General features: G+C 60.9%; 11 protein-coding genes and 1 pseudogene. 8 read left to right on the forward strand and 4 right to left on the reverse strand.

Annotated elements, in window-relative coordinates:
- Window positions 1–18: 18 nt before the first annotated feature.
- From HGP16_RS00605 to HGP16_RS00615, 3 genes are all read left to right on the forward strand, one after another.
- Window positions 19–966 carry a substrate-binding domain-containing protein gene (locus HGP16_RS00605; RefSeq protein ID WP_168838099.1) on the forward strand — a complete coding sequence of 316 codons (948 nt, stop codon included), beginning with the start codon at window positions 19–21 and terminating at the stop codon, window positions 964–966.
- 259 nt (window positions 967–1,225) lie between these two features.
- Window positions 1,226–2,278, forward strand: coding sequence for a sugar phosphate isomerase/epimerase family protein (locus tag HGP16_RS00610; protein ID WP_112343252.1), 1,053 nt, complete (start codon window positions 1,226–1,228; stop codon window positions 2,276–2,278).
- A 220-nt stretch (window positions 2,279–2,498) separates the two neighbouring features.
- Window positions 2,499–3,686, forward strand: coding sequence for a Gfo/Idh/MocA family protein (locus tag HGP16_RS00615; protein ID WP_168838100.1), 1,188 nt, complete (start codon window positions 2,499–2,501; stop codon window positions 3,684–3,686).
- A gap of 60 nt (window positions 3,687–3,746) precedes the next feature.
- Here the strand turns inward: HGP16_RS00615 and HGP16_RS00620 are convergent, their stop codons facing one another.
- The gene (locus HGP16_RS00620; RefSeq protein ID WP_168838101.1) at window positions 3,747–4,151 is read right to left on the reverse strand and encodes a DoxX family protein; all 405 of its coding nucleotides are present in this window, start codon (window positions 4,149–4,151) and stop codon (window positions 3,747–3,749) included.
- A gap of 249 nt (window positions 4,152–4,400) precedes the next feature.
- Between HGP16_RS00620 and HGP16_RS00625 the strand changes: the two genes are divergently transcribed.
- From HGP16_RS00625 to HGP16_RS00635, 3 genes and pseudogenes are all read left to right on the forward strand, one after another.
- Window positions 4,401–5,774 (forward strand): GH1 family beta-glucosidase, encoded by a 1,374-nt coding sequence (locus HGP16_RS00625; RefSeq protein ID WP_168838102.1) that lies wholly within the window; start codon window positions 4,401–4,403, stop codon window positions 5,772–5,774.
- A 69-nt stretch (window positions 5,775–5,843) separates the two neighbouring features.
- Window positions 5,844–6,391: pseudogene (locus HGP16_RS00630) on the forward strand (NADPH-dependent FMN reductase).
- Between the two features lie 109 nt (window positions 6,392–6,500).
- On the forward strand, window positions 6,501–8,714 hold the full coding sequence (locus HGP16_RS00635; RefSeq protein ID WP_168838103.1) for a putative bifunctional diguanylate cyclase/phosphodiesterase: 2,214 nt from the start codon (window positions 6,501–6,503) through the stop codon (window positions 8,712–8,714).
- Window positions 8,715–8,719: 5 nt separating this feature from the next.
- Here HGP16_RS00635 and HGP16_RS00640 read toward each other — a convergent pair whose 3' ends face one another.
- The 3 genes from HGP16_RS00640 to HGP16_RS00650 form a co-directional block, all read right to left on the reverse strand.
- Window positions 8,720–9,652, reverse strand: coding sequence for a rhodanese-related sulfurtransferase (locus tag HGP16_RS00640; protein ID WP_409526802.1), 933 nt, complete (start codon window positions 9,650–9,652; stop codon window positions 8,720–8,722).
- Window positions 9,653–9,814: 162 nt separating this feature from the next.
- Window positions 9,815–10,726, reverse strand: coding sequence for a CHAD domain-containing protein (locus tag HGP16_RS00645; protein WP_168838105.1), 912 nt, complete (start codon window positions 10,724–10,726; stop codon window positions 9,815–9,817).
- The gene (locus HGP16_RS00650; protein WP_168838106.1) at window positions 10,704–11,189 is read right to left on the reverse strand and encodes a CYTH domain-containing protein; all 486 of its coding nucleotides are present in this window, start codon (window positions 11,187–11,189) and stop codon (window positions 10,704–10,706) included. The genes HGP16_RS00645 and HGP16_RS00650 overlap by 23 nt, the downstream gene beginning before the upstream one ends.
- Window positions 11,190–11,347: 158 nt before the next feature.
- On the opposite strand from HGP16_RS00650, the gene HGP16_RS00655 reads away from it, so the two are divergent.
- Both HGP16_RS00655 and HGP16_RS00660 read left to right on the forward strand, forming a co-directional pair.
- Window positions 11,348–11,986, forward strand: coding sequence for a 2-dehydro-3-deoxy-phosphogluconate aldolase (locus HGP16_RS00655; protein WP_168838107.1), 639 nt, complete (start codon window positions 11,348–11,350; stop codon window positions 11,984–11,986).
- A 129-nt stretch (window positions 11,987–12,115) separates the two neighbouring features.
- A complete protein-coding gene (locus tag HGP16_RS00660) occupies window positions 12,116–12,829 on the forward strand; it encodes a tellurite resistance TerB family protein (RefSeq protein WP_168838108.1) in 714 nt (237 codons plus the stop codon).
- Window positions 12,830–12,906 lie beyond the last annotated feature (77 nt).

Genomic DNA, 12,906 nt, shown 5'->3' on the forward strand with positions numbered 1-12,906 from the left:
TATCTGGGAGGAAGAAACATGCGAAAAAGACTATTGGGCATGGCTGTCGTGATGGCGGCTCTGGCCGGCACGGTCCATGCCGCGGACAAGAAGGTGACGATCGGCGTTTCCATTCCGGCCGCCGACCACGGCTGGACCTCGGGCGTGGTGTTCCACGCCGAGCGCGTTGCCAAGCTCTTGATGGCGGAGCATCCGGGGCTCAACGTGATCGTCAAGACTTCGCCTGACGCTGCGAGCCAGGCCAATGCGGTGCAGGACCTCGAGACACAGGGCATCGATGCTCTTGTGATCCTGCCTTCGGATCCGGATCCGCTCGTCAACGCCATCAAGGAAGTCAAGGACAAGGGCAAGTTCGTGGCGCTCGTCGATCGTGCGCCGAGCAACAACGACAATTCCGTCCGTGACCTCTATGTCGCCGGCAACAATCCGGCGCTTGGCCAGACCGCAGGCGAATATATCAAGGCCAATACGCCGGATGCCCAGGTTGTCATCATCCGCGGTCTGCCGATCCCGATCGACCAGCAGCGCCAGGATGGCTTCGACAAGGGCATCGCGGGCTCGAACGTCAAGGTTCTCGACCGCCAATACGGCAACTGGAACCGTGACGACGCCTTCAAGGTCATGCAGGATTACCTGACCAAGTTTCCGAAGATCGATGTCGTCTGGTGCCAGGATGACGACATGGCCGTCGGCGTTCTGCAGGCGATCGACCAGGCCAAGCGCACCGACATCAAATATGTCGTCGCCGGCGCCGGTTCGAAGGACATGATCAAGAAGGTCATGGACGGCGACAAGCTGATCCCCGTCGACGTGCTATATCCGCCGGCAATGGTCGGAACCGCCATGGAGCTGACCGCCGCCAATTTCTACGATCAGGTTCCAGTTCGTGGCAATTACATCCTGGATGCGACGCTCGTGACCAAGGACAACGCCAAGGACTTCTACTTCCCTGATTCACCGTTCTGATCGGTTGATCCGGACAGATGCGCCCGCCGGTTCCGGCGGGCGTTTTTTATGCAGCCGCCACCTCGCTTCGCATTGCCTAGCGATTTTTTGCTGCACGTACCTCTTGCCGTCAGCGGCCGGCCGTGATTAGGTCACGGGGCATTCGACTTTCAGCCCGACGACCCTATAGTTTTTTGAGGTTACGGCATCCAGCCGCCTCGAATGCTGGTTTGAAAGGCATCGGAAACGTTTACAGAACGCGATTAGGGAGGAATTACTGATGAAGACGATCAAGGGGCCAGGCTTGTTTCTTGGCCAGTTCGCCGGTGACGCGGCACCGTTCAACTCCTGGGATTCGATCACGAAATGGGCTGCCGATGCCGGCTATATCGGCGTGCAGGTTCCGACCTGGGCAAGCCAGCTCATCGACCTGAAGAAGGCGGCCTCCTCGAAGGATTATTGCGACGAATTCGCCGGTGTCGCCCGCGCCAACGGTGTCGAGGTCACCGAGCTTTCCACCCATCTTCAGGGCCAGCTCGTCGCCGTGCATCCCGCCTATGACGAAGCCTTCGACGGCTTTGCGGCGCCGGAAGTGCGCGGCAATCCGAAGGCGCGCCAAGAATGGGCCGTCGAGCAAGTGAAGATGGCGCTGACGGCGTCCAAGCATCTCGGCATCAAGGCGCATGCGACCTTTTCCGGCGCGCTCGCCTGGCCCTTTATCTATCCCTGGCCGCAGCGCCCGGCCGGCCTCGTCGAAACCGCCTTCGAAGAGCTTGCCCGCCGCTGGACGCCGATCCTCAACCATGCCGACGAAAACGGCGTCGACGTCTGCTATGAAATTCATCCCGGCGAAGACCTGCATGACGGCATCACCTTCGAGATGTTCCTGGAGCGCGTGAAGAACCATCCGCGCGCCAACATGCTCTACGATCCCTCGCACTACGTCCTGCAGTGCCTCGACTATCTCGAGAACATCGACATCTACAAGGACCGCATCAAGATGTTCCACGTCAAGGATGCGGAGTTCAATCCGACCGGACGTCAGGGTGTCTATGGCGGCTACCAGGGCTGGGTCGAGCGTGCCGGCCGCTTCCGTTCGCTCGGCGACGGCCAGGTCGATTTCGGCGCCGTCTTCTCGAAGATGACCGCCAACAATTTCGACGGCTGGGCCGTGGTCGAATGGGAATGCGCGCTGAAGCACCCCGAAGACGGCGCCCGCGAAGGCTCCGAGTTCGTCAAGGCTCACATCATTCGCGTCACGGAAAAGGCCTTCGACGACTTCGCCGGCAGCGGCACGGACCAGGCGGCGAACCGGCGCATGCTGGGGCTTTGATCAAGCCCCTTCGCCCCGCAGATGCGGGGAGAAGGTGGACTCAAACGATTGAGCGGAGCGAAATCGTTTGAGGACGGATGAGGGGCCTTCTCGCTATTTTCACCAATTCGGAGCTTGCAGAAGGCTCGGCCCCTCACCCTAGCCCTCTCCCCGCAGGCGGGAGAGAGGACGATTGCGGCAGGCAATCGCGTTCAAACAATTCCATTCTCAGGAGGACAAAATGGCAATCGAAGGATCATCGGAACAGACGCGGGAGCCGCGCATTCGGCTTGGCATGGTGGGCGGCGGTGCCGGCGCCTTCATCGGGGCGGTGCATCGCATCGCTGCACGCATTGACGACCAGTTCGATCTTGTCGCCGGCGCGCTCTCGTCTTCGCCGGAAAAGGCCGTGGCTTCCGGCCGCGATCTCGGTCTCGATCCCTCGCGCACCTATTCCAGCTATCGCGACATGGCGATCCGCGAAGCCAAGCTGAAGAACGGCATTGAAGCCGTTTCGATCGTCACGCCGAACCATGTCCACTATGACGCGGCCAAGGAATTCCTGCGTCGCGGCATCCATGTCATCTGCGACAAGCCGCTGACCTCCAATCTCGCCGACGCCAAGAAGCTGAAGAAAGTGGCCGACGAGAGCGGCGCGCTCTTCATCCTCACGCATAACTACACCGGCTATCCGATGATCCGCCAGGCGCGAGAGATGATCGAAAATGGCGAACTCGGCGATATCCGCATCGTGCAGACGGAATATCCGCAGGACTGGCTGACGGAGAATATCGAGCAGTCCGGCCAGAAGCAGGCCGCATGGCGCACCGATCCCTCGCAGTCCGGCGCCGGCGGCTCCACCGGCGATATCGGCACGCATGCCTATAACCTCGCTTCCTTTGTGACGGGCTTGGAACTCGATAGCCTTGCCGCCGATCTCGACAGCTTCGTTGAGGGACGTCGCCTCGACGATAACGGTCATGTGCTGCTGCGCTTCAAGGCGAAGGGCAAGGAAAGGCCGGCCAAGGGCATGCTCTGGTGCAGCCAAGTGGCGCCCGGCCATGAGAATGGCCTGAAGCTCCGCGTCTATGGCACCAAGGGCGGCATCGAGTGGACGCAGGCCGATCCGAACTATCTGTGGTACACGCCGTTCGGCGATCAGAAGCGGCTGATTACCCGCAACGGTGCCGGCTCGGGGGCTGCCGCGGCGCGTATTTCGCGCATCCCATCCGGTCATCCGGAAGGCTACCTGGAAGCATTCGCCACGATCTATACCGAGGCTGCGCGCGCCATCAATGCCCGCAAGAAGGGCGTGGCGATCGATCCCGCCGTGGTCTATCCGACCGTCGATGATGGCGTGAAGGGCGTGGCTTTCGTCGAGGCCTGCGTCGCTTCCTCGAAGCGCAATGGCGCCTGGGTCAAACTATAAGGCTGGTCTCATTTCGTTCGAGGCGGCGAGCGCCGCCTCGAACCTTTAAACCACTGCTAATCAGGCAGCGGCATCCTGCTTGCGCTTCGTCAGCGCATCGACGCTCAGGGGTCCACCACCGGCACCGACGAGAAACAGGAAGATGAAGCAGAAGAGGATGGCGGAGACGCCGCCGTTCTGCGCGGGATAAAAGCTCTGCGGCGCATGGCGCAGGAAATAGGCGAACGCCATCAGGCCTGACAGGACGAAGGAGGCGAGCCGCGTCTGGAAGCCGATCAAAACGAGGAAGCCGAGGGTCAACTCAAGCAGGCCGGCGATCCACGGGAGCGATCCGACATCAGGCACCTTCTCGGCCGCCGGGAAATGCAGCACTTTCTGCGTTCCGTAGCTGAACAGCACAAGCGAGGCGACGATGCGCAGGAGGCTCAGCAGATAGGGGTGGAGGATGTGGAGCGCAGGGAGCATTTCTATCCTTTCGTTGTCAAGTTTGAATGCCACCATCAATTGATCCGCATCGAAAACACAAGTCACGACTGTTGACATTGATGTTATCGCGCCGCGGGGAAGCCGCCCGACAAAGCCGTTAACAAAGCCGTTAGCCGGCTGCGGTTCCAGGCATCTGCAACGTTGCAGCTTCTCAAATCGGCACTGTACTTTGCCAACCGCGTTGGCTAAACCGCAGCCAACGAAGCCACAACAGACGGGATTTTCATCATGATCGATCCGAAGCTTCTTGCCGATCGCTTCCCCGGCGATTTCACGTTCGGTGTTGCCACCGCCGCCTTCCAGATCGAAGGCGCCACCAAGGCCGATGGCCGCAAACCGTCCATATGGGATGCCTTCGCCAACATGCCCGGCCGGGTCTATCAGCGCGATAATGGCGATGTCGCCTGCGATCACTATAATCGGCTGGAGCAGGACCTCGATCTCATCAAGGAGATGGGCGTCGAGGCCTATCGCTTCTCGATCGCCTGGCCGCGCATCATTCCCGAAGGCACCGGCCCCGTGAACGAAGCCGGCCTCGATTTCTACGACCGCCTGGTCGATGGCTGCAAGGCGCGAGCGATCAAGACCTTCGCCACCCTCTATCACTGGGATCTGCCGCTGGCGCTCGCCGGCGACGGCGGCTGGACGGCGCGATCGACGGCACATGCCTTCCAGCGCTATACCAAGACTGTCATGAGCCGCCTCGGTGACCGTCTGGATTCCGTTGCCACTTTCAACGAGCCCTGGTGCATCGTCTGGCTGAGCCATCTCTATGGCGTCCATGCGCCCGGCGAGCGCAACATGCAGGCGGCGCTTTATGCCATGCACTATATGAACCTCGCCCATGGTCTCGGCGTCGAGGCGATCCGCTCCGTCGCGCCGAAGGTGCCTGTCGGCATCGTGCTCAACGCTGCCTCGATCCTGCCGGGCTCGGAACGCCCGGAAGATCTGGCCGCCGTCGAGCGCGCCCATCAGTTCCATAACGGCGCTTTCTTCGATCCGATCTTCAAGGGCGAATATCCGAAGGAATTCGTCGAAGCTCTGGGCGATCGCATGCCTGTCATCGAGGACGGGGATCTGAAGACCATCAATCAGAAGCTCGATTGGTGGGGCCTGAACTACTATATGCCGAGCCGCGTCCTTGATGACGCGTCGAAAAGCGGCGATTTCCCATGGACGAAGGACGCTCCGCCGGCAAGCGACGTGAAGACCGATATCGGCTGGGAAATCTATGCACCGGGCCTGAAGCACGTCGTCGAGGATCTCAACAAGCGCTACGAGCTGCCGGAATGCTACATCACCGAGAACGGCGCCTGCTACAATATGGGTGTCGTCAATGGCGAGGTCGATGACCAGCCGCGTCTTGATTACTACGTCGATCATCTCGACGTCGTCGCCGATCTCATCAAGGACGGCTACCCGATGCGCGGCTATTTCGCCTGGAGCCTGATGGACAATTTCGAATGGGCGGAAGGCTATCGCATGCGCTTCGGCCTCGTGCATGTCGATTACGAAACGCAGGTGCGTACGATCAAGAAGAGCGGCAAGTGGTACAAGGAACTTGCCGCGCAATTTCCGAAGGGTAATCACAAGGCGGATTGATCGATCTGCGTCTTTGCGGCGGGATTTCAGGTTGTCGCCAGAATCGGTGGGGCCTGATAGACATCAAGCATGATCCAGCGAGCGATTTCCCTTTACGCGCTTTGCGGCAGCCAGCGGCAGGCCTCGGCCAGTCGCAGGCTGCTGGAGGGGTTGCAGCTTGCCTGCCCTGACGGCGTCACCATTACCATCAGCGATCTGATCGGCGCTTTGCCGATCTTCAATCCCGACAATGAGGGCGAGAGGACGCCGCCCGTGGTCGAGAAATTTGCGGACGAAATCCGCAAAGCCGACGGGTTGATCGTGTCCTGCCTGAATACGCCCACGGCATACCCGGCGGCTTCAAGAATGCGCTGGACTGGCTGGTGTCACGGGACGAAGTGCCGTTCAAGCCGCTGATGTTTGCCCATGCCTCGCATCGCGGCGATCTCGTCTTGGCACAGCTGATTGAGGTCCTGCAGACCATGTCGCTGGACATCGTAGCGGATGCCTTCCTGCGCCTGCCGATTGCGGGCAAGAGTGACGATGTGCAGGCGGCCATGCTGCTGGAGGCGCGTGAAAATGGTCTCCTGTCCGCGAGTCTCGGCCGTTTCGCGCAAACGATTGCCGCCAGGGCGTGAATTTTTGCGGCTTCGGCAAATATGCAACCCTTTCCTGTAGGAATCTGCGGTACGCCTTAACCGTTTGTTGAAGACCTGACGGCAGACTTCCGTGCCAAGGAGAAAAGGCGTGGGAGCAGCTTTCAATTCATTGCGGCAAGCGACGAAAATCGGTCGTCATTCCATTGTGACGGCCGTTTTGATTTCCTTTGCTCTCGTCGTTGCCGTTGTGACCCTGATGGTATTGTCCGCGATCGGTCGCGTCGCCGATTACTCCAACAAGCTGGATGACGAGCGCTCCTGGGAGACGACCGTCGGCGCCCTGAAAACCTTCCAGGGGCAGCTGGAAGCGACGCTGCATGACCATTCCGCACGCAACGACGCGGCGCGAAGCGTCTATGGGACGGATAATCAGGGCTGGATTGCGGGCAATTATGGCGACATCTCTTCCGATGGCGCGCTGTTCGATACGGCCGTCATCGTCGACGACCGCAACAAGCCGATCATCGCCTATCACGACGGCACGCCGTTGACGGAGAATATCGAAGACGTCCTCGGTACCGCCATATGGGCGCTGGTCGATCAGGCGCGCACAATGCGCGTGACCGGGGTGCCGGAAGCCTCGGGCTACATCATGACCAGGGATGGCATCGCCGCCGCCGGCGCTGCGACGATCCGCGAAAGATCCGGCCGCATTCCTGCGCCGGAAGGCCAGCGGCGTTATCTGATCCTCGTGCGCTATCTCGACGCCGCCCGGATCAAGATGCTTTCCAACACCTATGTTATCAGCGGCCTGACGCTGATGCCGCCGGAAACCGTGGCTCGCTACGCCGTCTCCATCGTCGATCCGCTGGGCAAGTCGCTGGGGCGGCTGGTCTGGAGCTCGCGCGAACCGGGCGACATGAGCTACCAAAAGGTCCGCCCGCTGGTTCTCGGTGCGCTCGGCCTTGTCGGCCTGTTCTTCGTCGTGCTGCTGATCCTGGGATCATTGGCCGGGCGCCGGTTGCGGTCCGAGGAGGTTCAGGCGCGTCAGGTTTCGCTGCGCGACAGGTTGAGCGGTCTCCTCAATCGGGAGGGGCTGCGGCTGGATGTGGACCGGCTGGTGGAACGGGCGCGGGGCGACGGAACCAACGTCCTGCTTCTCTATCTCGATCTCGATGGCTTCAAGGAAATCAACGATTCCTATGGGCATGGCACGGGCGATCAGCTCATTCGCGCCGTGGCGGCGGGCCTCAGCGTACTCGTTCCGCCACAGGCAGCGCTGGCCAGGGTTGGGGGAGACGAATTCGCCATCGTTTTTCCGACCAGGGAACTCAACGATGCACCTGCATTGCAGCTGGCGGAACAGATTTTGGATTTTCTCTCCGAGCCGTTGGAAATCGGTCGGCGAGTGGTCGTCGTCGGCACGAGCATCGGCATCGCCAGTTCGCCGGAAGGCCGTATCGACAGAGAGGAACTGGTGCGCCGGGCCGATCTTGCCATGTACAAGGCCAAGGAGGCGGGCCGTGCCCGCATGACCTGCTACGACACTGCCATGGATGCCGATCGCGAGGAGCGCAACGCACTGGAGCTCGACCTGCGCCGCGCCATCGAGATGGAAGAGCTGACACTCGCCTATCAGCCTCTGGTCGATGCGTCGAGCTGCGAAATGATCGGCGTCGAGGCGCTCGTGCGCTGGAACCGTCCCGGTCATGGTCCGATTTCACCCGAGGCCTTCATTCCCATCGCGGAAACCAGCGGGTTGATCGAGGCATTGGGCTTGCTCGTCCTGCGCAAGGCCTGTGAAGCCGCGCGGCAATGGCCGGATCTTCGCATCGCCGTCAACGTGTCGCCGGGTCAGTTCCGCAATCCCGCCTTCGCCGACTACGTCCGCAGTGTGCTGAACAGGACGGAGATAGAGGCTGAGCGCGTAACGCTGGAAATCACCGAAGGCTATATCATCCAGAATCCGGAGCGTACCCGTCAGTCGATCGAGCGGCTGAAGAGGCTCGGGGTCAAGGTGGCACTGGACGATTTCGGCTCCGGTTTTTCTTCTATCGGCTATTTGCGCCAGTTCGGCTTCGATCGCATCAAGATCGATCGTTCGCTGACCATGAACGTGCTGGAAGACGACCGCGCCCGCGAAATGCTGCAGGCGACGGTGGCATTGGCCCGTTCGCTCGATATTCCCGTCACGGCCGAAGGCATCGAAAGCGAGGCACAGGGAAGGGCGCTGGAGGGCTTCGGCTGCGACGAGCTGCAGGGTTATTTCTATGGCAAACCCATGCCGGAAGCCGAGATCAGCAAGCGGCTCGCCATTCAGGTGGCTGCGGCGCTGAATGAAGAGCAAGGCGCCGCCGCCTGATATTTTTAGCCGATATGCTCGTGGCCGCGCTTGCGCGCGAGCGTGATCTGCCGCTGTCTCTCACGGTAACGTTCGCGATCCTCTTCGCCGCGCTCGTGATAGCAATGGCTGCAGGAGACACCGGCCTCGTAGAAGGGTGAGGTCACTTCCTCGGCCGTAATGGGATTGCGGCAGGCATGGCAAAGCTTGTGATTGCCCTCCTTCAACCCATGCTCGACGGAAACGCGCTCGTCGAAGACGAAGCAGGCGCCTTCCCAGAGGCTTTCTTCCGCCGGCACTTCCTCCAGATATTTCAGGATGCCGCCCTTGAGATGGTAGACCTCGTCGAAGCCCTGCTGCTTCATGAAGGCGGTCGCCTTTTCGCAGCGGATGCCGCCGGTGCAATACATGGCGATCTTCGGCTTGTTGTGCAGGCCGGTATTCTCACGCACCCATTCGGGAAACTCGCGGAAGGTCTTCGTCTTCGGATCGACCGCACCCTTGAAAAGGCCGATGGCGGTCTCATAATCGTTGCGGGTGTCGATGACGATCGTATCCGGATCGGAGATCAGCGCGTTCCAGTCCTTCGGCGCGACATAGGTGCCGACGACCCTAGTGGGGTCGATATCCTCGACGCCCATGGTAACGATCTCTTTCTTCAGCTTCACCTTCATGCGCACGAAAGGCATTTTCGTGGCACGGCTTTCCTTGTGCTCCAGGCCGGCAAATTCCGGCTGGGCGCGCAGGAAGGCAAGCACCGCCCCGATGCCGGCGTTCGTGCCCGCGATGGTGCCGTTGATCCCTTCATGGGCAAGCAGCAGCGTGCCCTTGACGCCATTTTCCTCGCAGAGCGCAAGCAAAGGCTCGCGCAGGCTTTCGAAGCGCGGAAAGGAAACGAAATGATAGAGCGCGGCAACGAGGAATGCGCCGGTCGCGTCGCGCCGTGGATCTGAAAGCATGTTGGTCATGGCGGGGAAATACAATTTTGTGGGCTTTCAGGCAATCGGGATTTACACCGCAACCCCGAGCGGCCGGCGCATCGGCCGGGCAAGATGGCTATAAATGTCGGGCCGACAGGCTGAAAAGCCGATTGAAGCGCCTGCGCGCGGCCTGTGGCTGCCTCAATCCGCGGCTTCCAGCCAGAGGCGCTTCATGGTCCGTGCCTCGCGCTCCGGCTTGTCGGCAAAGACCCAGCGTGCCCGGTTCAATGCTTCCTCGCGGGCCGTCTGCTGCCGGGAAATGATCGCCTCCAGCAGACGGGCGTGATCGTCGCTCCCGTTGAAGAGATGCGGCTCGCGATCCGCGACGTCAGCCAATATCGACATGTCGAGATAGCGGCCGAGCACATCGACCAATAGCTTGGCCTCAAGCTGCTTGGCATGCATGGCGGCCGGCCAGACGTCGCGCAGCAGCATGTGATGCATCCAGTAGTCCTGGCTGCGCTTGCGCAGATCGTGAAAGCACTCGGCATGAGCCGCCTCGCCGCAGCATTCGGCCAGCGCCTGCATTGCCTTGCGGACGTTCTTGCGCCAGCTCTTTTGGAAAAGACGGGCCGTATCGCGTCGCCCTCCCTCGAATGATGCGTCCTTCAACGCCTCGATCGCTTCACCGCAGGTGACGATTGCCGCCCGCGCCTTGTCTTCCAGATCAGTTTCCTCTTTGGACAAGCGGTCGCGCCGGATTGTCAGTACATCGCAGACGCGAGCCAATGCATGCCGCTCATCCTCGGAGGTCGCAGTTTCCTGCAGGTAGCGGCTGACCTCAATCAGCGCTGTGGCGTCTCGCACACCCGAAAGTGTAAGCGCCACGGCGCGGAGCTTATCATTCTCCCGCTGCTGAAATTCCCGGGCAAGCGGGGCGATCAACCGATAAAGGCCGCGCACGCGCTTGATGTTCTTGCGCGCAGCGTGGATGGCTTCGTGCAAGCCTTGTGGCCTGTCCGTCAGAACGGCCATCGCTCTGCCGAGTTGATGCGCGGCGGCTTTATGCACCTCGTCATCAAGAGCCCGGTCAGGCCGTACGCGATAGCTCATCGTACTCCTGTTCGAACTGCGTCGCGAGAGCCTGATTGGAATAGCGGTATTCGCCGGTCACTTCGCGGCCGATCCAGTCCGGCAGTTCCGGATCATCGCTTTCGTCTTCCATCTCCACTTCGGCGATCACAAGACCGCGATGGGCGCCGCGAAAGACATCCACTTCCCAGACAAATCCCTTGAAGGGCACCTTGTGGCGGGTCTTCTCAATGACGAGGCCGATCGCCGTTCCCAGCAGCTCCTCGGCCTCGGCAACCGGGATCTCGTATTCGAACTCATCCCTCGTCATCGCCTTGCCGATCTTGATCGTCAAGGTCGCCGTGGTCTCGTTCGTCAGCCTTATCCGCACGGAGCGGTCGTTCATGGAGGCGATATATCCCTGTCGCAGGATCAGCTTCTCCGAAGCGAAATCACGCCAATGATCGCCGCGCACCAGAAACTTTCGCTCGATCTCTTTTGCCATGCGTTTAACATGCTCCACCGGCACAGACCGCGGCAGACTATAGTATGTCGTGACGAATTCCTACCCGTCCTGTCCAAAGCGTGCTTTTGTCTCGACAAGCATTCTCGGGGAGGTTATTCGAGAGCCGGTTTCAATCGTTTTAAAGGAGCGCACCGACCATGGGCGAGAAAACCGAAAAGCTTCTTTCCATTCTGAAACTGCAGCCCGTCGTTCCGGTGCTGATCGTCGATGATGCGAAATCGGCCGTTCCGCTCGCACGGGCGCTCGTTGCCGGCGGTCTGAAGGCCATCGAGATCACGCTGCGCACGGCCGGCGCGCTCGATGCCATCAGGGCGGTCGCCGAGGAGGTGGAAGGGGCCGAAGTCGGCGCCGGTACGATCCTCAATGTCAGCCAGTGGGATGCGGCCGTCGAAGCCGGTTCCAAGTTCATCGTCAGCCCCGGCACGACGCAGGAACTGCTTGATGTTGCGCGCTCCTCGCATGTGCCGCTGCTGCCGGGTGCCGCAACCGCAAGCGAAGTCATGGCGCTACGGGAAGAGGGCTATACGGTGCTCAAGTTCTTCCCGGCCGAACAGGCCGGCGGCGCCTCCTATCTCAAGGCGCTGTCCTCGCCACTCGCCGGTACGATCTTCTGCCCGACCGGCGGTATCTCGCTGAAGAATGCGCATGATTATCTTTCGCTGCCGAACGTCATCTGCGTCGGCGGCTCCTGGGTTGCGCCGAAGGAGCTGGTTGCATCAGGCGACTGGGCCGGCATCACCAAGCTTGCCGCAGAGGCCGCAGCCCTCAAGGGCTGAGAAGCTCGCTCCTATTTGATTTCAAGGCGCGCAGGATTTTCTGCGCGCCTTTTTGTATGATGCGGATTGGTATTTGCGGTTGCGCTTCCTATCTCCCCTTCACCATCACAAGGACGGAGGACCATCCATATGATCGACGCCCGCAAGCTTCTTGACCAGTTCCTGGGATCACAGGTTCCGGGAATGCAAGGAACGGTGAAAGACAGGGCAACGCAGGCCATCAATCTCGCCAGGGATAATCCGATGGCGACAAGCGCCATCGCCGGCGTGCTGCTCGGGACGAAGACCGGGCGTCAGGTTGCCGGCAATGCGCTGGCGCTCGGCGGCCTCGCAGCAATCGCCGGACTTGGCTATCAAGCCTACAAGAATTATCGCGATGGCAATCAGCCGCAGCCGGCACCGCAATCGACGCAGCAGGCCGAGCCGCAGTTCCTGCCGCCGCCATCCGATTCCGGCTTCAGCACCGCGCCGGCCGTCGCCAGCAATGATTTTACGCTTTCGCTCGTGCGGGCCATGATCGCGGCCGCCCGAGCCGATGGGCACATCGATGATGCTGAGCGTCAACGCATTCTCGGCAAGGTACAGGAAGCCGGTGTCGGGTCGGAGGCGGAGAGCTTTTTCCAGCGCGAGCTTACCAATTCCGTCGATCTCGATGCCATCGTCGCTTCGGCTCAGACCGAGGAGCAGCGCGTGCAGGTCTATACGGCCTCACGGCTGGCGATTGAGCCGGATTCCCGGGCCGAGCGCGGCTATCTCGATCTGCTGGCCGGCAGGCTCGGTTTGGCCGACGCCCTGGTCGATCATATCGAGGCGACGGTTGCGGGCGCCAAAGTCCAGCTCTGACGGATAGGGTCGGTTGCCTTTCGGCGGCGGCTGGCCTAAGCCTTCGCCGAAACATTTCATGGCATGCTGGGGATCGG

The organism is Rhizobium sp. P40RR-XXII, from assembly GCF_012641405.1.
Classification (GTDB): domain Bacteria; phylum Pseudomonadota; class Alphaproteobacteria; order Rhizobiales; family Rhizobiaceae; genus Rhizobium.